This is a genomic window from Mycobacterium sp. 1245111.1 (assembly GCF_001673405.1).
Classification (GTDB): domain Bacteria; phylum Actinomycetota; class Actinomycetes; order Mycobacteriales; family Mycobacteriaceae; genus Mycobacterium.
Genome location: NZ_LZLV01000032.1, coordinates 1 through 25,733, shown reverse-complemented (window position 1 = coordinate 25,733; position 25,733 = coordinate 1). Strand labels below are relative to the sequence as shown.

Genomic DNA, 25,733 nt, shown 5'->3' with positions numbered 1-25,733 from the left:
TCAGCTGATCGCCGTAGCCGAGCGGGTGCTGGCCACCCAGGGCAAGGGCGCGGGAGCGTCGAGGGCCGGCGGCGGGGCGTCCGGTGCGGGCGCCGGCGCGTCAGCAAGCACGTTGCGCGGAGTCGCGGCCGACAGGCCCCGCCCGCAAACCGGCCAGGCGCCCTTGCCCTGGGTGGCCAGCACCCGCTCGGCTACGGCGATCTGCTGATCGCGGGTGGCCTGGTTGGCCGACGAGGCGTACTCGCCGCCACCGTGCGCCGCCCAGGTGCCTCTCGAGAACTGCAGCCCGCCCTGGTACCCGTTGCCGGTGTTGATGGCCCAGTTGCCGCCCGACTCGCAGGCCGCAACGCGGTCCCATTCGCTGTCAGGCGCCGCGGCCGCGTGGCCGGCGAGGGCTAGTGGGACCGCGCCGCCACTGCTCAGTACTGCGCCGGTGAAGGCGAGTTTCGCGACGCCGACGGTGGACGTGGTGGGTTTACGGTGACGACCGCTCATAGCCCTAGGGGATTCCTCTCGTATACGCCTACGAGGTCAGCTGTCGGGTTCGGGCGGAAGAGGTCGCCCGGCCGTCATGTCTCCTGTCGGAAACATTCCGGCTTCACCCCAAGGAGCCGCGGGCGGCTCCAAGTCCTTCGGCGGACCATTGGGTCCCCCGCCTCCATCCACGGGTTGTCGTTGCTCGCCTATTGGATGGAGCTCGGCGCTATAGGCGAGAAGGCCTACCGCGCAGGGAAACTCGGTGGGCCCGCGCACGACGCTAGCGGGAGTCGACGGCCGAGTCATTTTCTGGAAGAAGCAGCGTTTCGCGTGTCGCCGGTTGGGAAAATCCCAGGAGCGCCACACGTTTACGCAGGTTAAGAGCTTCGCAATCAGGCCGTTGCCGCGCCGTGACCAAACCGTTATGTGACTGAATTCACAACAGTGCAGGGGTTAATCGCAGGTCACCCGACCGGGCTTCCGGCACGAATTTCAGCGTCGAGACGAGGCGGCGCTGCCCCACGGCGCCGGATGGTCGACCGGAACGATCTCCTTGCCGAGGGGCACCAGCGACACCGGAATCAGCTTCAGATTGGCCAGCGCCAGCGGCAACCCGATGATCGTCACCGCCATCGCCACCGCGCTCAACAGGTGCCCGATCGCGAGCCAAATCCCGCACAACAAGACCCAGATGACATTGCCGACCAAGGCCCCGCTGCCTGCCCCGGGCTTCTCGACGATCGTGCGGCCGAACGGCCACAGCGCATACGACGCGATGCGCAGTGACGCGAAACCGAACGGGATCGTCACGATCAGCACGAAGCAGATCAGCGCGGCCAGCAAATATCCGAGGGCAAGCCACAGACCGCCGAAAACCAGCCAGATGACGTTCAAAATCAGGCGCATTGTCTCCTCCAACGGTGAACCCAGCTTAGGTGGGAAACTCACGCGCTAAGCAGCCCGCGTTCCGAGTAGGATCGGTCGTCATCGCGTCCTGCGCAGGCGGGGCGCTTCGTTGTGTAGGCCCATGTAGTTATCCGTAAGACAAGCAGGTGAGTCCGGTGCCGACTGGCAAGGTGAAGTGGTACGACGCTGAGAAGGGGTTCGGCTTCCTCTCCCAGGAAGACGGCGAGGACGTCTACGTCCGTTCTTCGGCGTTGCCCGCGGGCGTCGAGGGCCTCAAGGCCGGCCAGAAGGTCGAATTCGGCCTGGCCTCTGGGCGGCGGGGTCCGCAGGCGTTGAGCCTCAAGCTCATCGACCCGCCGCCGACGCTCAGTAGCCGTCCGCGCCGCGAAGGTCCGGCCGAGCACAAGCACAGCCCCGACGAGCTGCACGGCATGGTCGAAGACATGATCACGCTGCTCGAAGGCACCGTCCAGCCCGAGCTACGCAAGGGTCGCTACCCGGACCGCAAGATCGCCCGCAAGGTGTCCGAGGTGGTCAAGGCTGTCGCGCGCGAACTCGACGCCTGACCCTCAAACGCGTGTACCGCGCCGTGTGACGGGGAACACTCCGACCGAAACAAGCCGGTTCGAGTGAGGGAAGCCCATGGCACAGCAGGCGCAGGTCAGTGAGGAACAAGCCAGAGCCGTAGCGGAGGAGTCCCGCGAAAGCGGCTGGGACAAACCGTCGTTGGCCAAGGAGCTGTTTCTCGGCCGCTTTCCGCTAGATCTCATCCATCCCTTCCCCCGACCGGCCGACGCCGAGGCGGCTCGGACGGAGGAATTCCTGAGCCGGCTGCGGGATTTCCTGGGCACCGTCGACGGCGCAGTCATCGAGCGCGACGCGAAGATTCCCGACGAGTACGTCAAGGGGCTTGCCGACCTGGGGTGCTTCGGCATGAAGATCCCGTCGGAGTACGGCGGGCTGAATCTGTCCCAGGTCGCCTACAACCGGGCGCTGATGATGGTGTCCAGCGTGCACGCCAGCCTCGGGGCGCTGTTGTCGGCGCATCAGTCGATCGGTGTGCCCGAGCCGCTCAAGCTCGCCGGCAGCGACGACCAGAAGCGAAAGTTCTTGCCGCGCTGTGCCGCCGGGGCGATCTCGGCGTTTCTACTCACCGAGCCCGACGTGGGCTCCGACCCGGCACGGCTGGCGTCGACGGCGACGCCGGTCGAGGGTGGAGCGGCCTATGAGCTGGACGGGGTGAAGCTCTGGACGACCAACGGAGTCGTCGCCGAGCTCTTGGTGGTGATGGCCGCCGTGCCCAAAGGCGACGGCCACCGCGGTGGCATCAGCGCATTCGTCGTCGAGGCCGACTCGCCCGGCATCACAGTGGAGCGGCGCAACTCGTTCATGGGACTACGCGGCATCGAGAACGGTCTGACCCGGTTGCACAAGGTCCGGGTCCCCGCCGAGAACCTGATCGGCAGGGAGGGCGACGGCCTCAAGATCGCGTTGACGACGCTGAACGCCGGCCGGCTGTCGATTCCGGCGATCTGTGCGGGGTCGGCGAAGTGGTCGCTGAAGATCGCGCGGGAGTGGTCGGGTGAACGGGTGCAGTGGGGCAAGCCCGTCGGTGAACACGCGGCCGTCGCCGAAAAGATCTCGTTTATCGCGGCGACGAGCTACGCGCTCGAGTCGGTGCTGGAGCTGTCCGGTCAGATGGCCGACGAGGGCCGCAACGACATCCGGATCGAGGCGGCGCTGGCCAAGCTGTGGTCGAGCGAGATGGCCTGCCGGATCGGCGACGAACTGTTGCAGATCCGCGGCGGGCGCGGATACGAGACCGCCGAGTCACTGTCCGCGCGCGGCGAGCGGGCGGTGCCGGTCGAGCAGGTGGTCCGCGACCTGCGGATCAACCGCATCTTCGAAGGCTCCAGCGAGATCATGCGACTGCTGATCGCCCGCGAGGCCGTCGACGCCCACCTGAGTGCCGCGGGTGACCTGGCGAACGCCAAGGCCGACCTCCGGCAAAAGGCCAAAGCGGCCGTCGGCGCGAGCGGATTCTATGCAAAGTGGTTGCCGCAGTTGGTGTTCGGCGAGGGGCAACGGCCGACGGCGTATCACGAGTTCGGCAACCTGGCCAAACATCTGCGCTTCGTCGAACGCTCGTCGCGCAAGCTGGCCCGCAACACCTTCTACGGAATGGCCCGTTGGCAGGCCGCGCTGGAGCAGAAGCAGGGATTTCTCGGTCGGGTGGTCGACATCGGCGCCGAGTTGTTCGCGATCGCGGCGACCTGTGTGCGCGCCGAGGCGCAGCGCGCGGCCGACCGGGCCCGCGGCGAGCAGTCCTACGAGCTGGCCGAGGCGTTCTGCCAACAGGCCACCCTGCGAGTGGAGGCGTTGTTCGAAGCGTTGTGGACCAACACCGACGACGTCGACGCGAAGCTCGCTGCCAATGTGCTCAAGGGTCGCTACACCTGGACTGAAGAGGGGATAATCGACCAGTCCGAAGGCACGGGGCCGTGGATCGCGCACTGGGAACCCGGTGAGTCGACGGAGTCCGACCTGGCTCGCCGATTCCTGGCGAAAGCACAAACCTGACGGAGGTCGAGATCGCTTCCTACATCGCCGAGGCCGGCGAATTCGCCCGCGACACCAACTACATCGAAACGCGCATCACCGCCGACGGCCGTGACGGCTATCCGGTGGAGCCGGGCCGGTATCGGCTGATCGTCGCTCGCGCCTGCCCGTGGGCCAACCGCGCGATCATCGTCCGGCGGCTGTTGGGGCTGGAAGATGTTCTGTCCATTGGGTTTTGCGGCCCGACCCATGACCAGCGCAGCTGGACGTTCGATCTCGACCCCGGCGGCGTCGACCCGGTGCTCAAGATTCCCCGGCTGCAGGATGCCTATTTCGCCCGGTTCCCCGACTATCCCAAGGGCATCACGGTTCCCGCGATCGTCGATGTGCCGACCGGCGCGGTCGTCACCAACGACTTCCCTCAGCTGACGCTGGACCTATCCACCGAATGGACGGACTACCATCGCGACGGAGCCCCGCAGTTGTATCCCGAGCCGCTGCGCGACGAGATCGACGAGGTCAACAAGCGGGTCTACTCCGAGATCAACAACGGCGTCTATCGCTGCGGCTTCGCCGGCTCGCAGGAGGCATACGAGGCCGCCTACGACCGGTTGTTCGCGGCGCTCGATTGGGTCGGCGATCGGCTTTCGGGACAGCGCTTCCTGGTCGGCGAGACGATTACCGAGGCCGACGTCCGCTTGTTCACCACGCTGGCCCGCTTCGACGCCGTCTACCACGGCCACTTCAAATGCAACCGGAGCAAGCTCGCCGAGATGCCGGTGCTGTGGGCCTACGCGCGAGACCTGTTCCAGACGCCGGGTTTTGGCGATACCACCGACTTCGTCCAGATCAAGCAGCACTACTACATCGTGCACAAAGACATCAACCCGACCGGCATCGTGCCGAAGGGGCCGCAGCTGTCCAACTGGCTGACTCCGCATGGTCGGGAAGCATTAGGCGGCAAGCCATTCGGTGACGGCACGCCGCCTGGCCCGACGCGCGAGGGCGAACGGGTGCCGGCCGGCCACGGCGCGTAGGCGCTAGCTCCACACCGTTCGCACCGACCACTCGGCGTGCGGAACACCCTGCACCTCCCCGTTCGGGTCGACGAACACCGTCATCAACTGCACGGCGATCCCGGTCAGCCGGCCATGATGCGGATCGACGGTGGGAATGGTGACCGCCAGTCGGCTACCCGGCCGGTAGAACGTCGTCGCCGGAACGGCGGAGTCCTCGTACACCGTGAGCAACCACCACGGTGCCCGCCCGATCGTCGTCGGCACCGAAAGCTGAACGGGGGAGCGGGAATTCACCCGCAGTTCGCCCTCGGTCTCCGGGTTCTGGCAGTCGGTGAGGTCGATGACGTTGCAGTAGCGGTACGGACCCACCCGGGCCAGGTGGCCGTTGGAATACGCGCTGATCTCGGGACGCAGCGGGCCGGGCTCGCGGACCAACGCCCACGCGCCGATTCCGGCTACCACCGCCAAAACCGTCACAATCGCCAGCAGCACAAGCCGTTTCACGCTCGGGGCACCGCCGCGGCGTCGCGCTTGCTGTTGCCTTCCTGCTGCTCCACCATCACCGGGCGGTTGCCGCCCAGGCCGGGAATCAGCGAGTCACCGTGGAAGCTGACAATGGTCTGCGCCAGACCGAGAATCAGCACCGACGTCACCACACTGAACCCGATCCACAGGTCGGTGTAGAGCAGCACACCCATCGCGCCACCGAGCACCCACGCGAGCTGAAGCGTCGACTCTGAACGTCCGAATGCCGACGCGCGCGACTCCTCGGGCAAATCGTCCTGCAGCGACGCATCCAACGCGGCCTTGGCGATTGCGCTGCACCCCGACGTCACTAGCGCCGCGATCGCCGCCATCAGCAGAGTGCCCGCCACAGCCGCCGCGAGCGCGACGCCGGTCACCGCGAGCGCGCACCGCAGCACGAGCACGGCCGGCCGGCCCAGCCGCAACCGGGCGCTGGCGAAGTTGCCGGCGAAGTTACCGATGGCGGCCGCCGCGCCGATCATGCCGAGCATCGCCAATTGCTTCCAGCCGTTGGCCTGATGCGCCTTGGCCACGAACGCCGGATACAAGAACAGGAACCCGACCATGACCTTGATCGTGCAGTTACCCCACAGGGAGGTAATGATGTTGCGGCCCAACGGTTGTCGAAGCGCACCGCTGGCCCGGCGGACCTCCTCCGGCCAATTCCGTCGCTGCGTGCCCTGGCGGTAACTCAGGGTCGCCGGAACCTCGCCCGCGGTCACCTCGACCCAGCGCGGGATGCGCATCGACAGCGCGGCGCCCGCCACCGTGACCGCGACGACCACGAACAAGGCGCCGGGCAACTGGAGTAGACGGTCGCAGGCGTACTCGATGCCGCCCGCAATGCCACCCCCAACGATGGTGCCGCCCAGCAGACCGAACATCGTCAACCGGGAGTTCACCCGGACCAGGTCGATGGTCGGCGGCATCACCCGCGGGGTGACCGCGCTGCGCAGCACGCTGAACGACTTCGACAACACCATCATCATCAGCGCGCACGGATACAGCACCCACGACTGGTAGCCGCCGGTCGCGGCGTCGTAGTTGGCGATCAGCAGCACTGCCAGCGCGGTGCGCAGTGCGAACGACGCGGCCAGTGCGACCCGACGACCGTGCTGCAGGCGATCCAGTGCCGGCCCGATCAGCGGCGCGATCACCGCGAACGGCGCGATGGTGATCAGCAGGTACAGCGCGACCCGGTCCTTGCTCTCCCCGGTGGCCGCGGCGAAGAACAGCGTGTTGGCCAGGGCGACCGCCATCGCGGCGTCGGTCGCGAAGTTGGCGACCACCGGCCACGTCAGCGCGGTCAGCCCGGATTTGTCGGCGCCGTCGGCGGTGGCGGCCCGCTGCACCAGGTCGTACATCCGGGAACCCATTTCACGGCTGCGTTGAGCGGCGGCGCGCGTAACGGTGATGCGTTCGCCGGTGGTGCCGCCCGGCGGTGGCTCTCGCCGCGGCTCGGCCCGGGTATCGCGATTCAGCGGCGGTAGGTACCGGTTGGCGCTGGGCATCGCTGGCCCGCGCGGTGGGCGGCGGTAATCCGGCTGGTCGGCCGGGTAATTGGCCATGCCCGGATGCTCGGCGGGCACGGCACGACCGCGTCGGCCCGGCGCCGAGGGTCGCCGCGCATCCGGGTGTTCCCCGCGCCGTCCAGCCATGCATTGATTCTCACCCATGCCGGCCCCGGTGGTCTGCAGGCGACCGGTGTGGCCGGGCGCCTCGTCTGTGCGGCAGAATCGAAGGCCCATGGAAACAACGGACGACGTGACATCGACTGCGACCGAGTGGTCGCCTGAAATGGCGACGGTTCTCACCGGCGCGGTCGACGTGGCGCGCGCCGCCGTGGTCGAAGGCAGCGGTGACGACACCGTGGGCGACCACCTCGGCGTGGGTTACGAAGATCCGACCAGCGCCACCCACCGTTTCCTTGCTCATCTGCCCGGCTACCAAGGCTGGCAGTGGGCGGTCGTGGTGGCCAGTTACCCCGGCGCCGACCATGCAACGGTCAGCGAGGTGGTGCTGGTACCCGGGCCTGAGTCGCTGCTGGCCCCGGAGTGGCTGCCGTGGGATCAGCGCGTGCGGCCCGGCGACCTGAGCCCCGGCGACCTGTTGGCCCCGGCGTCGGACGACCCGCGGCTGGTGCCGGGTTTCATGGCGTCGGGTGATCCCCAGGTCGACGAAACCGCCGCCGAAGTCGGGTTGGGCCGTCGGCAGGTGATGAGCGCGTGGGGCCGCGACGACGCCGCCCAGCGCTGGCACGACGGCGACTACGGCCCCCGCGCGCAGATGGCGCAGTCCACCAAGCGGGTCTGCCGCGATTGCGGCTTCTACCTGCCGCTGGCCGGCTCGCTGGGAACGATGTTCGGGGTCTGCGGCAACGAGATGTCAGCCGACGGGCACGTCGTCGACTCCGAATACGGCTGCGGCGCGCATTCGGACACTCCCGCGCCCGCGGGCAGCGGTTCGCCGGCCTACGACCCCTACGACGACGGCGTGCTCGACGTCAGCGAGAAGCCTGCGGAAAAGCCCGCCGAAGAGGCGCCCGCGGAAGAGCCGGTTACTCCCGCGGAAGAGGCGGTCGCCGAGGCACCCGATCAACCCGAGGCGTCGACCGAGCCCAGCTAGCTACTCTCTGCTGCGGCCTTGATCTTGGCCAGCGAAGCGTTCATTCCCTCGACGAGTTCGCGCTCGAAGCTCTCGGTTCCGCCCATCAGCGCGTTGACGGCCACGGCGGATACCGGCTTGACGCCGTTCTCGGCATGCCGGCTCTCGATCACCCTGGTGCCGCCGGGGATCGGCTGCAGCTCGTAGCTCCACACCGTGTTGTTCATGTTGACCCGGAAAGCCAGCTTCTGCTCCGGCACCAGCTCGACGACGGTGGATGTGGTCGGCCAGACCATCAGGTTGCGCCGGTTGAGGTTGAAGGTCCGGGTGCCGGGGCGCACCGGCCCCAGCGGTCGCATCCAGCGGCACTGCGGACTCCACTGCCGCATTCGGCGGAAATCACTGATCAGCGACCAGACCGTCGAGACGGGTGCGTCGATGTCGACTTGGGCTTGCAATAGCGGCGCTGCCATGGCGTCAAACCTCCTGGCTGGTGGGCTTCGTGGGGATGAGTCCCGTCTGGGCACCGCGCGCGCCCCGCCGCGCGGCCGAGCGCTGGAGCAGGAAGATAGATGTGCCCAACACACCCACCGCCAGACCGGCAAGGGTCAGCGGGCGCCAGGTGGCAAGGGTCGGCGTGAGGAAGACGATAACTGCGGCGACGAGCCAGGCCAGCGCGCCGATCGCGATCATCGGCCACGGATCGAGCAGGAACGCCGGTAACGGCGGCGGTTCGATGGTCTCGCCAGGCTCGTCGGACATCGTGATCAAGATAGCTGGTGTGGGCCCGTCTCGGTGATTCGATGTTGACGGATCTGGGTTCTGTCGTAACCTTCGCGCTGTGATTGATGGCGATAGGCGACTGGCCAGCGACCTGTCGTTGGCGGTGATGCGGCTCTCCCGGCAGCTGCGGTTTCGCCGTCCCCAGTCCCCGGTGTCGTTGTCGCAACTTTCGGCGCTGGCGACGTTGGCCAACTTCGGGCCGATGACGCCGGGCGCCCTGGCGATCAGGGAACGGGTTCGCCCGCCGTCCATGACGCGGGTGATCGCGTCGCTGGCCGAGTTGGGATTCGTCGACCGTGTCGCGCACCCCGACGACGGCCGGCAGGTTTTGGTGTCGGTGTCCGAAGCGGGCGCCGAGCTGATGGAGGCCGAACGCCAGGCCAGCCAGGAATGGCTCACCCAGCGCCTGGAAACCCTCGGGGATTCCGAACGTGACACGCTACGGGTGGCCGCCGACTTGATACTCGCATTGGTCGACGAAAGCCCTTGACTGTCAACGTCATCGACATCGACGATCCCTCTGATGCGCGACTGGACAACTTCCGCGACCTGAACAGCATCGACCGCCGCCCGGATCTGCCCAGCGGCAAGGGCCTGGTGATCGCCGAGGGTGTGTTGGTGGTGCAGCGCATGCTGGCCTCGCCGTTCACGCCGCTGGCCTTCCTCGGCACCGACCGTCGGCTCACCGAACTCACCGCGGACCTGACGGGCAATCCCGCGCCCTACTACCGGGTTTCGGCCGAAGTGATGGCCGACGCGGTCGGCTTCCACCTCAACCGCGGCGTGCTCGCCGCGGCTCGACGGGAGCCCGAGCGCGCGGTCGCCGACGTGGTCGACGGCGCCCGGACCGTGGCGGTGCTCGAGGGCGTCAACGACCACGAAAACCTGGGCTCGATCTTCCGCAACGCGGCCGGGCTCGACGTCGACGCCGTGGTGTTCGGCAGCGGCTGCGCCGACCCGTTGTACCGACGCGCCGTACGCGTCTCGATGGGTCATGCCCTAGTCGTGCCGTTCGCCCGTGTCACCGACTGGCCGGCAGAGCTGAAGGCGTTGCAGCAGAGCGGTTTTCGATTGCTGGCCATGACGCCCGGCGAGGACGCTAAAACGCTGCCGGAGGCGATGGCGGCGGTACGGGGTGAACGGGTCGCGGTCCTGGTCGGCGCCGAGGGCCCCGGCCTGAGTTACGCCGCGATGAAAGCCAGCGACATGCGGGTACGCATCCCGATGTCCCGCGGCACCGACTCGCTCAACGTTGCTACCGCCGCGGCGCTGGCGTTCTACGAGCGGGCTAGGCTCGCCTGATGACCGACGAATCCACGCCGTGGGCAACGGGTTTGACTGTCGCGGGATTCGTCGCCGCGGTCACCGGGGTCGCGGTGCTGGTGCTGAGCCTGGGCTTGATCCGGGTGCACCCGTTGCTGGCCGTCGGGCTGAATCTCGTTGCGGCAGGCGGTTTGGCGCCGACATTGTGGGGATGGCGGCACAAGCCGGTGGTGCGCTGGCTGGTGCTGGGCGGCGGGGTGGGTGTCGCGGTGGCCTGGTTGGCCCTGGTCGCGATGGCGCTCTAGCGCTGCCCGCTGGAGCGGACACCCAGCAGCACGTCTTCCCACGCCGGCACCGGCGGCTTGCCGCGGCGGGCTCGGGCCGGCTCTGCCTTGGGCTCCGGGACGTCGGAGACGTCAGCGGCCTCGACGGGCGTCGGCGTGGGTTCGGGCTCGTTGAAGTCCAGTTGGGCGACGGCTGCCACCGGCCGCAGCAGCGGACGGTCGAAGTCGGGATCGATCAATTCTTTCGCCCCGTCGTCCAAGGCGGTGACGGTTCCGCCGTGCGCGCCGGGGCAGTACCGGAAGTGCGCGAGGTTGTCCGACCTGCCGGCCTTCCACGTCAGCTGAACGGTCCAGCGCCCGTCCTCGTTGCGCCACGCGTCCCACGCGGTGCCGTCCGGATTGAGGCCGCGGGACACCAGCGAGGCGGTGATCGTCTCCAGCAGCGTCAGCACCGCCGGGCCATCGGAGAGAACGGGATGGGCGGCGGTTGCCAGCTCGGCGGCTCGGGCGCGCTCCAGCAGCACCGGGTGGGCGAATCGCTCGACCTTCGAGATCTCCACCCCGGCGGACTCGGCAAGCTGCTCGACCGACGCGCCCGCGCGAATCCTGGCCTGAATCTCCTTGGGACGCAACATGCTGCTGACCTCGATGTCGATGTGGGTCTGATTCACCCGGGCTCCGTCGCCGCTGACCGCTGCGCGCAATCGGTCGTCGACGCGGATGCTGTACTTGTCGGCGGGGTTGTCGCCCTCGCAGATGATGTGTTTGCCGTCGACATCGAGTCCGACGATCTTGAGTTCCCGCATGGTGTCTCCTCGCAGGTTCCTCGCAGACCAGCGCGCCAGGCCTGTCACGGCGCACTGTAACTCAGGGGGCGGCCGCGGTCGGGGTGGACACGCGGTAACACCTGGGCTTTTTCTGCTCGCGGGCTAGATCCGCTCGACCACCCAGTCGACGCACTCGGTGAGTGCGCTGACGTCGTCGGGTTCGACGGCCGGGAACATCGCGACCCGCAGCTGGTTTCGACCGAGTTTGCGGTAGGGCTCGACATCGACGATGCCGTTGGCGCGCAGCACCTTGGCCACCGCGGCGGCGTCGACGTCGTCGTTGAAGTCGATGGTGCCGACGACTTGCGAGCGCAGCTTGGGGTCTGCGACGAACGGCGTGGTGAAGGCGCGATCCTCGGCCCAGCTGTACAGCCGGCCCGAGGAGTCGGCGGTCCGCTTGACCGCCCAGTCCAGCCCACCGTTGCTCAGTAGCCAGTCGATCTGCTCGGCCATCAGCACCAGCGTCGCGATGGCCGGCGTGTTGTAGGTCTGGTTCTTGAGGCTGTTCTCCACCGCGATCGGCAGTGACAAGAAGTCGGGCACCCACCGGTTCGACGCCGCGATGGCCTCCACCCGGGCCAGCGCCGCCGGGCTCATGATCGCCAGCCACAGTCCGCCGTCGGCGGCGAAGTTCTTCTGCGGCGCGAAGTAGTAGGCGTCGGTCTCGGTGATCTCGACGGGCAGGCCGCCGGCGCCGGAGGTCGCGTCGATCACGACCAGGGCGTCGCCGGCGTCACGCGGCCGCGCCACCGGCACCGCGACCCCGGTCGACGTCTCGTTGTGGGCCCAGGCGATGACGTCGACCGACGGGTCGCCCTGCGGGCCGGGGGCGCTGCCGGGATCGGCTTTGATGATGATCGGATCGCCGACGAAGGGGTTCTTGGCCACCGAGGAGGCGAACTTCGAGCTGAACTCGCCGTAGCTCAGGTGCAGCGACCGCTTGTCGATCAGCCCGAACGCTGCGGCGTCCCAGAACGCCGTCGCGCCGCCGTTGCCGAGAATCACCTCGTAGCCCTCGGGCACCGAGAACAATTCCCGCAGCCCAGTCCGCACCCGGCCGACCAGGTCTTTGACCGGTGCTTGTCGGTGTGACGTGCCGAAAAGCGCGGCGGCGCTGGTGGACAGGGCCTGTAGTTGTTCGGGCCGGACCTTCGAGGGGCCGGATCCGAAGCGTCCATCGCCGGGTTTGATGTTGTCGGGGATCGTGAGCTGGTCAGCCATATTCACCAGGTTAGTGACCGGTCGAGCGCCAGGATCAGGCGGTCGGACGTGTGCGCTGAGTGTGACGCGAGTCACAGTGCACACGTGTTCACGGATACAGCACAGTGGGCATTTCGGGTCTAGTAAGTTCCCGATACCTTGAGTACTGTGTTGGACATAGCACGTCCAAATGTAAACCTCATTGGGGAGGCACCCAGGATGGCTCAGACTGCAACTGCGAAGAAGCAGGCTAAGACCAAGTTCGTTCGTCGCTGGCGCAAGAACATGGACGTCCAGGACGACGTCAAGTACGTGGAGATGCTGAACACACTGTCCGAGGGGTCGGTGCGTCGCAACTTCAACCCGTACACCGACATCGACTGGAAGTCGCCGGAGTTTGCGGTCATCGACAACGACCCGCGCTGGATTCTGCCGGCCACCGACCCGTTGGGCCGCCACCCCTGGTACCAGTCGCAGTCGCAAGAGCGTCAGATCGAGATCGGCATGTGGCGCCAGGCCAACGTGGCCAAGGTCGGCCTGCATTTCGAGTCGATCCTGATTCGCGGTCTGATGGAGTACGCGTTCTGGGTGCCGAACGGGTCACCGGAATACCGGTACTGCTTGCACGAAGCGGTCGAAGAGTGCAACCACACCATGATGTTCCAGGAGATGGTCAACCACATCGGCGCCGACGTTCCGGGCATGCCGCGTCTGCTGAAGTGGATTCAGCCCTACATCCCGTTGGTTGCCGGTCCGCTGCCGATTCCGTTCTGGTTCGGCATCCTCGCCGGCGAAGAGCCGATCGACCACACGCAGAAGAACGTCCTGCGTGAAGGCAAGGAACTGCACCCGATCATGGAGCGGGTGATGGCGATCCACGTGGCCGAGGAGGCTCGCCACATCTCGTTCGCGCACGAGTATCTGCGCAAGCGTGTGCCGGATCTGCCGCGCCGCAAGCGGTTCTGGCTCTCGCTGTACGTGCCGCTCACCATGCGGCTCTTGTGTTCGGCGATCATTGTGCCGCCGAAGGCTTTCTGGAAAGAGTTCGACATCCCACGCGAGGTCCGCAAAGAGGTGTTCTTCAAGTCGCCGGAATCGCGGCAGATGCTTCGGGACATGTTCGGCGACGTCCGAATGCTGTGCCGCGACACGGGTTTGATGAACCCGCTGGCCAAGTTGATTTGGCGGATCTGCAAGATCGACGGCAAGCCGTCGCGCTACCGCAGCGAGCCGCAGCGTCAGCACCTGACGGTCGCTGCGTAGGGCCTTATGCCGCACGTCATCACCCAGTCGTGCTGTAGCGACGGGTCCTGTGTTTACGCCTGCCCGGTGAACTGTATCCACCCGTCACCGGACGAACCGGAATTCGCCACTGCGGAAATGCTTTACATCGATCCGGTGGCGTGTGTGGACTGCGGTGCCTGCGTCAGCGCCTGCCCAGTGGGCGCCATCGCCCCGGATGCACGTTTGACGACCGAGCAGCTTCCGTTCATCGAACTCAACGCGTCGTTCTATCCGGACCGGCCGGCCGACCAGAAGTTGCCGCCGACATCCAAACTGGCGCCGGTGATCCCCGCGCCGGAGGTGCACGGCAAGCACAGCGGTCCGTTGACGGTGGCCATCGTGGGGTCCGGGCCGGCCGCGATGTACGCCGCCGACGAACTGCTCACCCAGCAGGGTGTGCGGGTCAACGTCTTCGAAAAGCTGCCCACCCCTTATGGATTGGTGCGAGCCGGCGTCGCCCCCGACCACCAGACCACCAAGCGCGTCACCGCGCTGTTCGACCGGATCGCTCGGCGCCGCGAATTCCGCTTCTTTCTCAACGTCGAGGTCGGCAAACAACTGAGCCACGACGACCTGCTGGCGCATCACCACGCCGTAATCTACGCGTCGGGCGCCCCGAACGACCGTCGGCTCGACATCGACGGCATGGACCTGCCCGGTACCGGGACCGCCACCGAATTGGTGGCGTGGATCAACGGGCATCCCGAATTCGTCGACCTCCCAGTCGATCTCAGCCACGAGCGGGTGATTCTCGTCGGCAACGGCAACGTGGCTTTCGACGTGGCTCGCGTGCTGACCGCCGACCCCGACGAGCTGGCCCACACCGACATCTCCGATCACGCGTTGGCTGCGCTGCGCGACTCGCGCGTGCGCGAGGTCGTGATCGCCGCCCGGCGTGGACCGCAGCATTCGGCGTTCACCCTGCCCGAGCTGATCGGACTGACCACGACCGCGGAAGTCGTTCTCGCCGAAGCCGATCGCGACGCGGTGCAGCGCGACCTCGCCACCGTCACCGAGACGGTGACGCGGCAGAAGCTCCAGGTGCTGAGCACCCTCGGCCATGCCGAGTCGCCGGCGAGCCCGACGTCGCGCCCGCGGATCCGGCTGGCGTACAACCTGACGCCGCAGCGGGTGCTGGGCAAGCAGCGAGCGAGCGCGTTGGAGTTCGCCGTCACCGGCACCGACGAGGTGCAGACCATCGACGCCGGGCTGGTGTTGTCCTCAATCGGCTACCACGGCAAGGCAATCAAGGATCTGCCCTTCGACGACGAGGCCGGCGTGGTTCCCAACGACGGTGGCCGCGTCACCCAGGCCGAAGGCGCCTACGTCGCGGGTTGGATCAAGCGCGGGCCGACCGGCTTCATCGGCACCAACAAGTCGTGTGCGGCGCAGACCGTGCAGCGGCTGGTCGACGATTACAACGCCGGCCTGTTGCGCGACCCGATCGGCAAGCCGTCCACGCTGGACCGCCTTGTCCGGGAACGCCAGCCCGCTGTGGTCGACGCCAACGGCTGGCGCGCCATCGACGCCGCCGAGATCGCTCGCGGCCGACTCGACGACCGGCCGCGCAACAAGTTCACCTCGATCGCCGAGATGCTCGACGTCGCGGCGTCCGCACCGACGCCGTCGCTGCGGAGCCGCGTTGTTGGCCGGCTGCGGGAAATGGCGGACCTTTAGCCGGTGCCGATCGCGGCCGCGATCTGCTCCGGGCTGACCTCGCGCACGGGCTGGCCCAGCGACCAGTGGTGTCCGAACGGATCGGCGACGATGCCGTAGCGGTCGCCCCAGAACTGGTCACCGAGCGGCATGACCTCGCTCGCGCCGGCATCGAGCGCACGCTGGAATTTGGTGTCGACGTCGGTCACCGTCAGGTGGATGGTGACCGGGGTGCCGCCCAGCGACGTCGGCGTCATCGACTTGCCGCCGGACATCTCCGGAAAATCGTCGTTGAGCAGCACGGTGAAGCCGTTGATGCGCAGTGCGGCGTGGATCAGCTTGCCGTCGGGACCGGGGACTCGCCCGAGTTCCTCGGCGCCAAAAGCCTTGACGTAGAAGTCGATCGCCGCCGCGGCGTCGTCGACGACGAGGTGCGGGGACAGTGCGGGTTCGACGGCGATTGCCATGAGAGCCTCCTTGCTGACGGGTTGTGCCGCAAGTATTGACCTCGGGGGTGACAAAAACTCGTCGCGCCTGCTAACCCGTGTGAACTGCGGCCCAACCCTCGACGGATTCCGGGCTACGCGGCCCTGGACCGACGTAAATGGCCGCCGGGCGGACCAGCTTGCCGAGCCGCTTCTGCTCGAGAATGTGCGCGCACCACCCCGCGGTGCGGCCGCAGGTGAACATCGCCGGCATCATCCGGGCCGGCACCTCGGCGAAGTCGAGGATCACCGCGGCCCAGAACTCGACGTTGGTCTCGATCGCGCGGTCCGGACGCCGTTCCCGCAGCTCGGCAAGCGCGGCCTGCTCGACGGCCATGGCGACCTCGTAGCGTGGCGCGCCCAGGCGCTTGGCCGTGGCCCGCAGGACGCGGGCGCGGGGGTCTTCGGCGCGGTAAACGCGGTGGCCGAAGCCCATGAGCTTCTCACCGCGGTCCAGGATCCCCTTGATCATGCCGCGGGCATCGCCGGTGCGTTCGGCTTCTTCGAGCATCGGCAGCACTCGCGCGGGCGCGCCGCCGTGCAGCGGGCCGCTCATCGCGCCGACCGCACCGGACAACGACGCGGCCACGTCGGCGCCCGTCGAGGCGATCACCCGCGCGGTGAAGGTCGAGGCGTTCATCCCGTGCTCGGCGGCCGACACCCAGTAGGCGTCGACGGCCTCGATGTGCTTGGGGTCCGGCTCGCCCTGCCAGCGCGTCATGAAACGCGCTGTGACCGTTGAGCATTCGTCGATGAGGTGCTGCGGAACGGCGGGCTGGTAGATGCCGCGGGCCGACTGCGCGACGTAGGACAGGGCCATCACCGAGGCGCGGGCCAACTGGTCGCGGGCGGTGTCGTCGTCGATGTCGAGCAGCGGCTGGTAGCCCCAGATCGGCGCCAGCATTGCCAGGCCGGCCTGCACGTCGACGCGTACGTCGCCGCTGTGGATGGGCAGCGGGAACGGCTCGGCGGGGGGCAGCCCGTCACCGAATTTCCCGTCCACCAGCAAAGCCCAGACATCGCCGAAGGTGACGTGCTGAGCGACCAGGTCTTCGATGTCGACACCGCGGTAGCGCAGGGCCCCGCCGTCCTTGTCGGGCTCGGCGATCTCGGTGGTAAATGCCACCACGCCCTCGAGTCCGGCAACGAAATTCTCCGGGACCTTGTCCGAGATGACAGTCATGCTGAAATTCTCCCACGCGGCGCGGCGTGACTTGCTACCGGTCGGTAACTAAGGGCCGTGGCCGCAGCTCGGGTCAGTTGAGTGTGGGTGGTGGTTGGGGTTGGAAGGGGTCGTACCACCACCAGTCGGCGCGCTCGCCGGTGGGCCCGGGATACGGCGCCACCGCGGGTGGGGGTGTGGTTGGCGGGCGCGCCAGTGAGCCGGGGTTGAGTTGTTCTCCGTCGTTGTCGGTGACGGTGAGCTGGTGTGGGGGGCCGGTGATCGTGATAGCGCCTTGGTGGTGGAGCCGGTGGTGATAGGGGCAGAGCAGAACCAGGTTGGCTAAATCGGTGGGGCCGCCGTCTTCCCAGTGTTGGAGGTGGTGGGCGTGTAGGCCGCGGGTGGCGCCACAGCCGGGGACGGCGCACATGCGGTGGCGGTGTTCGAGGGCGCGGCGCAGCCGCCGGTTGATCAGCCGAGTGGCGCGCCCGGCACCGATGGCCTGCCCGTCGCGTTCGAACCACACTTCGGCGGTGGCGTCGCAGGTCAGGTATCGGCGTTCGGCGTCGGAGAGCAGTGGTCCCAGGTGCAACCCGGCGAGGCGTTGGGCGATGTCGAGGTGGACCACCACGGTGGTGTGCTGGCCGTGCGGACGGGCGTCGACTTCGGTATCCCAGCCGGCCTCGACTAGGCGCATGAACGCCTCCAGGGTGCCTGGCATCGGAGGTCTCTGCTCGGCGGCGCGAGCGGCGTTGTCGTGGTCGCGTTTCCACGCCGCGACCAGCGCGTCGCGATGCGAGGCCAGCGCGGCGTCGAACTTTGCGGCGTCGTGGTGGGGGAGTTTGATTCGCCACCAGCTGAACTGCTCATCGCAGCCCTGGGTGATCGAGGGCTGCGGTGACGGGCCGGGATCGGGGTCGGGATGTGGTTCGAGTTTGACCGCGGTGCGCAGCTGGTGGACCGAGGCCACCGCCGCCAGCTGCGCGTAATGCTCATCAGAACCCTCCGCGGCGCGGGCGGCGATGACCCCGACCTGATCCAGCGACAAGCGTCCTTCGCGCATACCGGCCGTGCAGCGGGGAAACTCTTTCCGCCGGTGCGCCACGGCGGCAATGGTGTGGGCGTTGGCCGATGACGCGCCCAGTTTCCAGGCCACCAACGCCGCGATCGACCGCGCACCGGTGGCCCCCCATAATTCGTCGCGATCGATCTCGGCGACGATGTCCACGATCCGCCCATCGATCGCATTGCGCTGACCGGCCAACTCCGCCAACTCGTCAAACAGCACCTCAAGACGCTGCGGAACGTTTTCCACCAGCGGAGGCGAAGCGATCGACGACATGACGCCATCATTACAGCCACCACCGACAAATCCGGGTGCCCCAATCTTCGCTGGTGACGCGGGTAGCGTCGGTGCGATGGCAGGACCCGACAACGAACACCTGGCAGCAATGCGCAAGGAGTACGCCTCGCGTGAGCGGGACGGCAGCCCCGATCTTGACGTGGACTGGCTCGACGATGGCTGGCTTGCCTTGTTGCGCAAGTGGATTGGCGATGCCGAACGCGGCGGCGTCGCCGAGCCCAACGCGATGGTGTTGGCCACCGTGAGCGAGGGCAAGCCCGTCAGCCGGTCGGTGCTGTGCAAGGGCGTCGACCAAGACGGGATTGTGTTCTTCACCAACTACGACTCGGCCAAGGGTGAGCAGCTAGCCGCGACGCCGTATGCGTCGGCAACCTTCCCGTGGTACCTGCTCAACAGGCAGTTCCACATCCGCGGGCCGGTCACCAAGGTCGAACCCGAGGCCACCGAGAGCTACTGGAACAACCGGCCGCGGGGTTCACAGCTTGGCGCGTGGGCGTCGCAGCAGTCGAAGCCGATCGAGTCGCGTGCCGCGCTGATCGACCAGCTCGCCGAGGTGACGGATCGCTTCGCCGGCGACGAACGAGTCCCGGTGCCGCCGAACTGGGGTGGGTACCGCATCGCCCCCGCAGAAGTGGAGTTCTGGCAAGGCCGAGAAGACCGGTTGCACAACCGAATTCGCGTCGTCGGCGGGCGCATCGAACGCTTACAACCCTAGGGTCGATCGAGTTCCTCGAAGCGGGCGAGCGCCGCGTCGAGGTCTGACTCGTCGAAGATTTCCAGGCGGTTGATCCGATCGCCTTCGACGGTGACGAGTTGGATCGTTCGCCACTCGGCGGCGAAGCCCTCTTTCGAAGTTCCGTGCGCGGTGTTGGTGATGACCGCGCCGAATTCACTGAGTCGATGCACCGTCTCGTTGTAGATATTGAGATCTGGCGTGAGGTCCCCGGAGAGCCGCATTGCGGCTGTGAGGTCGCCAGGACCGTACGGTGTGCCTCGGCGATGGTCCAGGGTGACAAAGTCCATTGCGGGAACTTCGTGCCGGTTGACCATGCTGTAGGTCCGCGCAATAACCGACCACGTGTGTGCTTGGGCTGCGGCTTCGCCAGCGAGGTAACGAGACTCGAGTTCCTCGAACGCGGCATCGATGTCGTCGGGGCCCAACACAACTCGTGCCGCGATCTGGTTCTCGGCGTTGATCTCGGAGACGCATAGCGCCGTCGACCCCGACCAGTTGTCCACGATGGAGTAGCGACCGAGGACGAGACGCGTTCCACGTGTGGCAATCACGGTTGGGGTCATGTTCGTGACTCCGACGGCGACGACCGCCCGCATGTTGGCGATCTCGGCATCTCGACCGTGCCGAGTCCCGACGTTAACAACAGGACGGCGATCGTCGACGGAAATGTTGTCGGAGAGTAACTCTGTTAGTGCATCCCAGTCGCGGGCTGCGAAGTACGTCGAGAAGCGTTGCTCCAGTCGGCTTGCCGCGTTCTCTGGACGAGGCGCGTGGCGGTGCAGCTCCTCGAAGCGGGCGAGCGCCGTTTCGAGATCTGCCTCGTCGAAGACTTCAAGCCGGTTGACCAGGTCGGCTTCGGTGGTGAGGATGTTGAGCCCCCGCCACTCGGCGTCGAAGCCTTCTTCAGAGGTTCCATGCGCCGCCCATGAGACGACCGCCCCGAGGGCGGTCAGCCGATGCACGGACTCGATGTAAATCTGGAAGGGTGCGACGTCCCACGTGGCGCGGAGGTAAGGAAGGGTTTCGCCTGGCGCGAAAGCGATTCCGCGCCGATGGTCGATGTTCACCCAGTCCGGTGTTGTCGGTGGCATCTCGCGCCGGTTTACTGCGGCGTAGCTTTTCGCGATCGCCGACCACGTCTGAGCGTGGACTGCGGCTTCGCCGGCGATATAGCGAGAGTCGAGTTCGGCGAAGGCGGCGTCCGCGTCGTCCAGTTCAAATGTGATGAACGCTTGTATCCTCTCGTCGGTGCAGATCTCGACGATGCAAAACGCTTCGGTGTAAAACATCTCAGCCGCCGGGTCATTGGGTGACCATCGGTAGCGGCCGAGAAAGAGGCGCTGTCCGCGAGTCGCGACAACCCCTAGATCCTCGAGCGCGAAATCATCGGTGGCACGGAAGTTTTCGATGAAGACATCACGGCCGCTCCAGAGTCCCGCGTTGACCGCACGACGGCGATCTTCAAGGCGGCTGTTCTCGGTCATGATCGCCGCTAGGGCGGCCCAATCACGTTTCGCGTAGTGCGCGAAGAAATGCTTGTACACCCTCACCGCCGCGTTTTCTAAGCGTCGGGCCGGCGGCTCTAATTCGTCGAAGCGGGCGAGTGCGGCGTCGAGGTCTGTCTCGTCGAACATCTCGAACCGGCATACCGTGTCGCCGTCAAATGCGAAAAGGGCGACCTCGCGCCACTCGAAATCGAAGCCCTCCTCTGAGGTCCCGGTGACCACCTCGGTAATGACCACTCCGACATGGCTCAGTCGGTGCACGGCCTCGATGTGACCCTTGATGTTCGGGACGACGTCGTACGTGGCATGCATGTACGGGATCATTTCGCCGGGTGCGAATGCCCTGCCCAGTCGATGGTCGAGATTGATCCAGTCTTCAGTCGTCGGGGGGAATTCGTGACGGTTGTACGCGACTTGCACCTGGGTCATGACAGACCAAATGTGCGAGTGGGCGGCGGCTTCGCCGGCCAGATAGCGAGTATCGAGTTCTTCAAACGCGGCATCGATGTCGTCGAGGGCGAACGCGATGCACGCCGCTATCCGGTTGTCGGCATCGATCTCGAGAACACGGAGCAACTCGATATAGAACGGTTCCGGCGCCTGGTCGCGGCCCGAGAGACGGAAGCGATCGAGTATGAGGCGTTCGCCGCGCGTCGCGATGACGGTCGACGTCATGTTGCCCATTCCGATGTCGAGGAAGGCCCGCATATCCGCGGCGTTCACCTCTCGACCCCGTTGAACCCCTGCGCCAACAACCGGACGACGATCGTCAGTGACGATGCGCTCAGCAGTCATGGCTAAGCGATGGGTCCGGTCGTTTGACGCCTGAAAATTTTCCCAGACTCGGCTTGCTACGTTTTCGAGCCGAGGTACCTGATGATGGAGCTCCTCGAAGCGCTCGAGTGCGGCGTCCAGGTCGGCCTCATCGAAGTACTCGACGCGGCTGAAGAGCTGCCCTTTGACTATGCCCATGGCGATCATCCGCACTTCGGCGTCAAGGCCTTCGGGCGTGACCGCTTTCACCACCGTGGTGGCGACGGCTCCGAGTTCGTCCAGCCGATGCACAGCTTCGACGTAGAAGCTGGAGGCCGAAGTGATGTCCCACAAGGCTCTTAATGACGCAGCCAAGTCAACACCCTCGATCGATACAAGCGCTCGGTGGTCGATGTTGACCCAATCCGTCCTCACCGGCGGCAGCTCTCGCCGATTAAGCATCGAATAGGCCTGTGTTACAACAGACCACGTTTGCGCGTACGCCGCCGCTTCGCCGGCGAGGTATCGGGCGTCGAGTTCCTCGAAGGCGGCCTCGAAGTCTTCGGGGTCGAACGACACGTACGCGACGAGAAGCCCGTCGGCGTTGATCTCCCCGATGGCGAGCATCTCCGTAAGGTATGCATCGGCTCGTTGATCACGATTCGAGAGGTTCAGCCGGGTGAGGGCGAGGCGCTCCCCACGCGTCGCCATTGGGGTCGAGGTCAGGTTGGCGCCAAATAACCCGGCGATCGCGCGCACGTCCGCAATCTGGGCCTCTCGACCACGTCGAACTCCCGCGCCCAGTACCCGACGCCGGTCATCCTGGATAAAATCGTCGGCCAGGATCTCCGCAAGGGCGTCCCATTTGGCTGCCGCAAAGTGTGCAACCACGCGCTCAGACATGTGAATTGCCGCGTTTTCCAGTCGCGGTGACTGCGGCTGTAGTTCCTCAAAGCGCGCAAGCGCGCCGCCGAGGTCGGCTTCGTCGAAGACTTCGCTGCGGCTGAGTCGGTCGCCCTCGAATATCACAATGGCGACCAGCCGCCACTCCACCTCGGAGCCTTCTTCCGACGTCCCACGAACCACAAGGGTGACGACGGCTCCGAGGCTATTCAGCCGGTGCGCAGCCTCGACGCGCATGCTGACTTGGCGTGTGAGTTCCCATACGGCACCGAAGAATGCGGCCATATCAACCGTCTCGATCGATATCAGCGATCGATGATCGATAACAACCGAATCCGTCGTCATCGCAGGAAGTTCGTGCCGGTTGACCGTGGCGTAGAGCGAAGTAACACGCGACCATGTGTCTGCGTAGGCCGCCGCTTCGCCGGCGAGGTAGCGAGCGTCGAGCTCGGCGAAGGCAGCATCGACGTCGTCCACGTCGAACTGGATGTGCGCCTTGATCCGATCGTCGGCGTCGATCTCGGCGATAATGAGCCCCTCGGAGACGAACTCCCCTTCGTGCGGGTCGTGGTTCGGTGAACGCCGATGAGTGAGGACGAGGCGGTCCCCGCGGGTTGCGATGACGGTCAACGTTGTGATCTCCGGAGCCGCAGCGTCGGCCAGGGCTTGCATATTCGCGATCACGACATCGCGGCCGTCCCAGAATCCGACATTCGCCGCGTTGCGCCGAGTGTCGTCGATGAAACTGTCTTCGGCTAGCATCTCGGCCATCGCCGCCCAGTTGCGGGCCCCCCAGTACGCAAAGAAGCGTCTCTCTGCGCGGCTTGCCGCATTGTCCAACTGCGTTGCTTGCGGGTGCAATTCATCAAAGCGGGCTAGCGCGGCGTCGAGGTCTGACTCGTCGAACAATTCGCAGCGGCTGATCCGATCGTCCGCGAACATCAACACGTCGATCTGCCGCCATTCGGCATCGAAACCCTCAAATGAGGTCCCGTGTGTTGCGCTCGTGACCACTACTCCGAGGTTGCTCAAACGATGGACGGCCTCGAAATAGAAACTGGTGTTTGGAGCGAGTTGCCATGCGGCGCGGATATTCCGGCTCATGTCGCCGGCGACGAATGCTCGCCCACGCCGGTGATCAATGTTCACCCAGTCCGGCGTCGTCGAGGGCAGTTCGTGCCGGTTGATCAACGCGTATGCCCGTGTAAGGGCAGACCATGTCTGCGAGTGGGAGGCCGCCTCGCCGGCGAGGTAGCGAGCGTCGAGTTCGGCGAACGCGCTGCGGACGTCCTCCGGGTCGAATGCGACGTGTGCCACGAGTCGCCCGTCGGCGTCGATCTCGGCAATGCCGAGCGCCTCGCTATGGAATGCGTCGGGGCGTTGGTCTCTGCCCGACAATCGGATACGGCTGAGCGCCAGGCGCCCGCCCCGTGTTGCGATGACGCTCAACGCTGCGTTCGTCACCCCAATGTCCGCGAGGGCCCTCATGCTTGCGATGTCGAAGTCTCGACCGCGTTGGCTACCTGCGCTCACCACTCGGCGGCGATCGTCAGTGGAAATGTCGTCGGCGAGTAGTTCGGCCATGTTGTCCCAGTCGCGGGCCGCGAAGTAGCTCCAGTAGCGTTCTGCCACTTGGCTTGCCGCGTTTTCCAATCGCGGTGACTGCGGGTGCATTTGGTCGAAGCGGGCGAGTGCGGCGTCGAGGTCGGCCTCATCGAACATCTCGCAGCCGCTGATACAGTCTCCATCGACCGTGAAGATGTCGATCATCCGCCACTCGACTTCGAAGTTCTCGGACGACATGCCCCGCGCGGTGTGGGTGACGACCGCTCCGAGGTCGCTCAGTCGGTGCACGGTTTCCATGTGAATGCTTATCTCGGGTGTGAGTTCCCAGCCGACACTGATGAATTCGGGCAGATCACTCGCCTCGACCGATATTACTGATCGATGGTCGACATAGGTCCAGTCCGGCGTCGTGGCGGGAAGGTTGTGGCGGTTGAATCCGGCGTAGAGCCTTGAGATGACCGACCACGTGCGCGCGTGGGCGGCCGCTTCGCCGGCAAGATACCGCGCGTCGAGTTCTTCGAATGCGGAATCGATGTCTTCGGGGTCGAACACCGTAATCCTTGCAATCAACTCGTCGGCATCGACCTCGATGAGGACGAGCACCTCGGTGTGGAACGAATCGGGCGCTGGATCGCTGTTCGACCATCGCATGCGGCTGAGGGACAGCCGCTTCCCGCGGGTGGCGATAAACCCTAAATTCTCGGCTGTGAAGTCGCTGATCGCTCGCATGTTGTCGATCACGAGATCGCGACCTTGCCAAGAGCCGCCACTCACAACGGGACGGCGATCGTCGTAGAGAATCTCACCAGCGAAAATCTGCGCGATCGCCACCCAGTCGCCGATGGTGAAGTACCCGAAGAAGCGCAAATTGGCCCGGGTCGCCATGTTTTCCAGCCGTGGCCCCTGGGGGTGCAGCTCCACAAAGCGAGCGAGCGCGGCGTCGAGGTCTTCCTCGTCGAACACCTCGACGCGGCTGATCAGATCGCCTTCGACGGTAAACACCATTATCATCGACACTTCCGCGTCGAAGCCCTCGTGCGAGGTCATCTTCAGCACATAAGTGAAGACGGCTCCGAGTTCGCTCAGTCGATGCACGACTTCGATGTGGATGCTGGACCCCGAAGTGATGTCCCACACGGCGCGTACCGACGCGGCCAGATCAACCCCCTCGATCGATACAAGCTTTCGACGATCGACGTAAACCGGATCCGGTGTCGCCGCGGGAAGTTCGTGACGACTGAACCGCGCGGGCTCTCCTGCAATCACCGACCACGTGCGCGCGTATGGCGCCGCCTCGCCGGCGACGTAGCGAGCGTCAAGCTCGGCGATGGCGGCATTAACATCGTCCGGATCGAACTGGATCGCCGCTGTAATCCGGTTGTCGGCATTGATTTCGACGACGTTTAGCATTTCGACGCTGAACGCCTCCGGCAGCTGGCCGCCGCCCGATCCGCGGGTACGGCAGAGCGCGAGGCGTTCCCCACGGGTCGCGATGACGACTGACTCGAGCTTTCTGACCCCGACACCGCCAATGGCTCGCAAATTCGCAATCTGGGCATCCCTGCCGCGTCGGATGCCGCTGCCTACTACTCGACGGCGATCGTCCGTAGAAATGTCGTGCGCGAGCAGCTCCGCTATGGCGTCCCATTCGCAAGCCGCGAGGTACGCGTTAGAGCGGTCGTACATTCGGCTGGCAGCATTTTCCAGACGCGGTGTCTTCGGGTGAAGTTCGTCAAAGCGGGCGAGGGCCACATCGAGATCTGCCTCGTCGAAGAGCTCCGCGCGGTTGACCATGCCGCCGTCGAGTGTCAAAAGATGGACTCCGCGCCACTCGGCGTGCACGCCATCTTGTGAGGTCCCGTCCGCAGCATGA

General features: G+C 66.0%; 21 protein-coding genes, 1 pseudogene and 1 riboswitch. Of the genes and pseudogenes, 10 read left to right on the top strand and 12 right to left on the bottom strand.

Annotation, left to right across the window (positions count from 1 at the left end; genetic code table 11):
* Positions 1-51: 51 nt before the first annotated feature.
* Both A5658_RS05955 and A5658_RS05950 read right to left on the bottom strand, forming a co-directional pair.
* A pseudogene (locus A5658_RS05955) lies at positions 52-495 on the bottom strand (transglycosylase family protein); the annotation flags it as partial.
* A gap of 10 nt (positions 496-505) precedes the next feature.
* Positions 506-713, bottom strand: a riboswitch (cyclic di-AMP (ydaO/yuaA leader).
* Positions 714-969: 256 nt separating this feature from the next.
* A complete protein-coding gene (locus A5658_RS05950) occupies positions 970-1,383 on the bottom strand; it encodes a YccF domain-containing protein (protein WP_067332261.1) in 414 nt (137 codons plus the stop codon).
* Between the two features lie 155 nt (positions 1,384-1,538).
* Between A5658_RS05950 and A5658_RS05945 the strand changes: the two genes are divergently transcribed.
* The 3 genes from A5658_RS05945 (at position 1,539) to A5658_RS05935 (ending at position 4,979) form a co-directional block, all read left to right on the top strand.
* Entirely contained in the window at positions 1,539-1,949 is a 411-nt protein-coding gene (locus A5658_RS05945) for a cold-shock protein (RefSeq protein WP_067332259.1), read from the top strand.
* Positions 1,950-2,025: 76 nt separating this feature from the next.
* Complete coding sequence (locus A5658_RS05940) at positions 2,026-3,963, top strand: acyl-CoA dehydrogenase family protein (protein WP_067332257.1); 1,938 nt, start codon at positions 2,026-2,028, stop codon at positions 3,961-3,963.
* A gap of 11 nt (positions 3,964-3,974) precedes the next feature.
* Positions 3,975-4,979 (top strand): glutathione S-transferase family protein, encoded by a 1,005-nt coding sequence (locus A5658_RS05935; RefSeq protein WP_067332255.1) that lies wholly within the window; start codon positions 3,975-3,977, stop codon positions 4,977-4,979.
* 3 nt (positions 4,980-4,982) lie between these two features.
* Here the strand turns inward: A5658_RS05935 and A5658_RS05930 are convergent, their stop codons facing one another.
* Entirely contained in the window at positions 4,983-5,465 is a 483-nt protein-coding gene (locus A5658_RS05930; RefSeq protein ID WP_067332253.1) for a DUF2771 domain-containing protein, read from the bottom strand.
* The gene (locus tag A5658_RS05925) at positions 5,462-7,144 is read right to left on the bottom strand and encodes an MFS transporter (RefSeq protein WP_067332265.1); all 1,683 of its coding nucleotides are present in this window, start codon (positions 7,142-7,144) and stop codon (positions 5,462-5,464) included. The genes A5658_RS05930 and A5658_RS05925 overlap by 4 nt, the downstream gene beginning before the upstream one ends.
* 88 nt (positions 7,145-7,232) lie before the next feature.
* On the opposite strand from A5658_RS05925, the gene A5658_RS05920 reads away from it, so the two are divergent.
* A complete protein-coding gene (locus A5658_RS05920; RefSeq protein ID WP_067332251.1) occupies positions 7,233-8,111 on the top strand; it encodes a DUF3027 domain-containing protein in 879 nt (292 codons plus the stop codon).
* Here A5658_RS05920 and A5658_RS05915 read toward each other — a convergent pair.
* Positions 8,108-8,563, bottom strand: coding sequence for an SRPBCC family protein (locus tag A5658_RS05915; RefSeq protein WP_067332249.1), 456 nt, complete (start codon positions 8,561-8,563; stop codon positions 8,108-8,110). The genes A5658_RS05920 and A5658_RS05915 overlap by 4 nt on opposite strands.
* Before the next feature lie 4 nt (positions 8,564-8,567).
* A complete protein-coding gene (locus A5658_RS05910; RefSeq protein ID WP_067332263.1) occupies positions 8,568-8,852 on the bottom strand; it encodes a DUF2530 domain-containing protein in 285 nt (94 codons plus the stop codon).
* Positions 8,853-8,931: 79 nt separating this feature from the next.
* Here A5658_RS05910 and A5658_RS05905 point away from each other — a divergent pair, with 79 nt between their 5' ends.
* From A5658_RS05905 to A5658_RS05895, 3 genes are read left to right on the top strand one after another with little or no spacing between them, the layout of a single operon-like run.
* Entirely contained in the window at positions 8,932-9,363 is a 432-nt protein-coding gene (locus A5658_RS05905; RefSeq protein ID WP_067332247.1) for a MarR family winged helix-turn-helix transcriptional regulator, read from the top strand.
* The gene (locus A5658_RS05900; RefSeq protein ID WP_197503067.1) at positions 9,342-10,175 is read left to right on the top strand and encodes an RNA methyltransferase; all 834 of its coding nucleotides are present in this window, start codon (positions 9,342-9,344) and stop codon (positions 10,173-10,175) included. The genes A5658_RS05905 and A5658_RS05900 overlap by 22 nt, the downstream gene beginning before the upstream one ends.
* A complete protein-coding gene (locus A5658_RS05895) occupies positions 10,175-10,441 on the top strand; it encodes a DUF2537 domain-containing protein (RefSeq protein ID WP_067332243.1) in 267 nt (88 codons plus the stop codon). The genes A5658_RS05900 and A5658_RS05895 overlap by 1 nt, the downstream gene beginning before the upstream one ends.
* Here the strand turns inward: A5658_RS05895 and sepH are convergent.
* Both sepH and serC read right to left on the bottom strand, forming a co-directional pair.
* Positions 10,438-11,226: a septation protein SepH gene (gene sepH, locus A5658_RS05890; protein WP_067332241.1), complete on the bottom strand. Its 789-nt coding sequence runs from the start codon at positions 11,224-11,226 to the stop codon at positions 10,438-10,440. The two genes, A5658_RS05895 and sepH, sit on opposite strands and share 4 nt — an antisense overlap.
* A gap of 123 nt (positions 11,227-11,349) precedes the next feature.
* Positions 11,350-12,468 (bottom strand): phosphoserine transaminase, encoded by a 1,119-nt coding sequence (gene serC / locus A5658_RS05885; RefSeq protein WP_067332239.1) that lies wholly within the window; start codon positions 12,466-12,468, stop codon positions 11,350-11,352.
* 198 nt (positions 12,469-12,666) lie between these two features.
* On the opposite strand from serC, the gene A5658_RS05880 reads away from it, so the two are divergent.
* Together A5658_RS05880 and A5658_RS05875 are read left to right on the top strand one after the other, a co-directional pair.
* A complete protein-coding gene (locus tag A5658_RS05880) occupies positions 12,667-13,710 on the top strand; it encodes a diiron oxygenase (protein WP_082992973.1) in 1,044 nt (347 codons plus the stop codon).
* Between the two features lie 6 nt (positions 13,711-13,716).
* Entirely contained in the window at positions 13,717-15,408 is a 1,692-nt protein-coding gene (locus tag A5658_RS05875) for an FAD-dependent oxidoreductase (protein ID WP_067332235.1), read from the top strand.
* Here A5658_RS05875 and A5658_RS05870 read toward each other — a convergent pair.
* The 3 genes from A5658_RS05870 to A5658_RS05860 all read right to left on the bottom strand — a co-directional run bounded on the left by A5658_RS05870 (position 15,405) and on the right by A5658_RS05860 (position 18,376).
* Complete coding sequence (locus tag A5658_RS05870; protein ID WP_067332233.1) at positions 15,405-15,854, bottom strand: VOC family protein; 450 nt, start codon at positions 15,852-15,854, stop codon at positions 15,405-15,407. The two genes, A5658_RS05875 and A5658_RS05870, sit on opposite strands and share 4 nt — an antisense overlap.
* A gap of 70 nt (positions 15,855-15,924) precedes the next feature.
* Entirely contained in the window at positions 15,925-17,055 is a 1,131-nt protein-coding gene (locus A5658_RS05865) for a citrate synthase 2 (RefSeq protein ID WP_067332231.1), read from the bottom strand.
* A 73-nt stretch (positions 17,056-17,128) separates the two neighbouring features.
* On the bottom strand, positions 17,129-18,376 hold the full coding sequence (locus A5658_RS05860) for an HNH endonuclease signature motif containing protein (protein ID WP_067332229.1): 1,248 nt from the start codon (positions 18,374-18,376) through the stop codon (positions 17,129-17,131).
* Positions 18,377-18,452: 76 nt separating this feature from the next.
* Between A5658_RS05860 and pdxH the strand changes: the two genes are divergently transcribed.
* A complete protein-coding gene (pdxH, locus tag A5658_RS05855; protein WP_067332227.1) occupies positions 18,453-19,112 on the top strand; it encodes a pyridoxamine 5'-phosphate oxidase in 660 nt (219 codons plus the stop codon).
* On the opposite strand, the gene A5658_RS05850 is transcribed toward pdxH, so the two are convergent.
* Positions 19,109-25,672, bottom strand: coding sequence for a nuclear transport factor 2 family protein (locus A5658_RS05850; RefSeq protein WP_156751283.1), 6,564 nt, complete (start codon positions 25,670-25,672; stop codon positions 19,109-19,111). The two genes, pdxH and A5658_RS05850, sit on opposite strands and share 4 nt — an antisense overlap.
* Positions 25,673-25,733 lie beyond the last annotated feature (61 nt).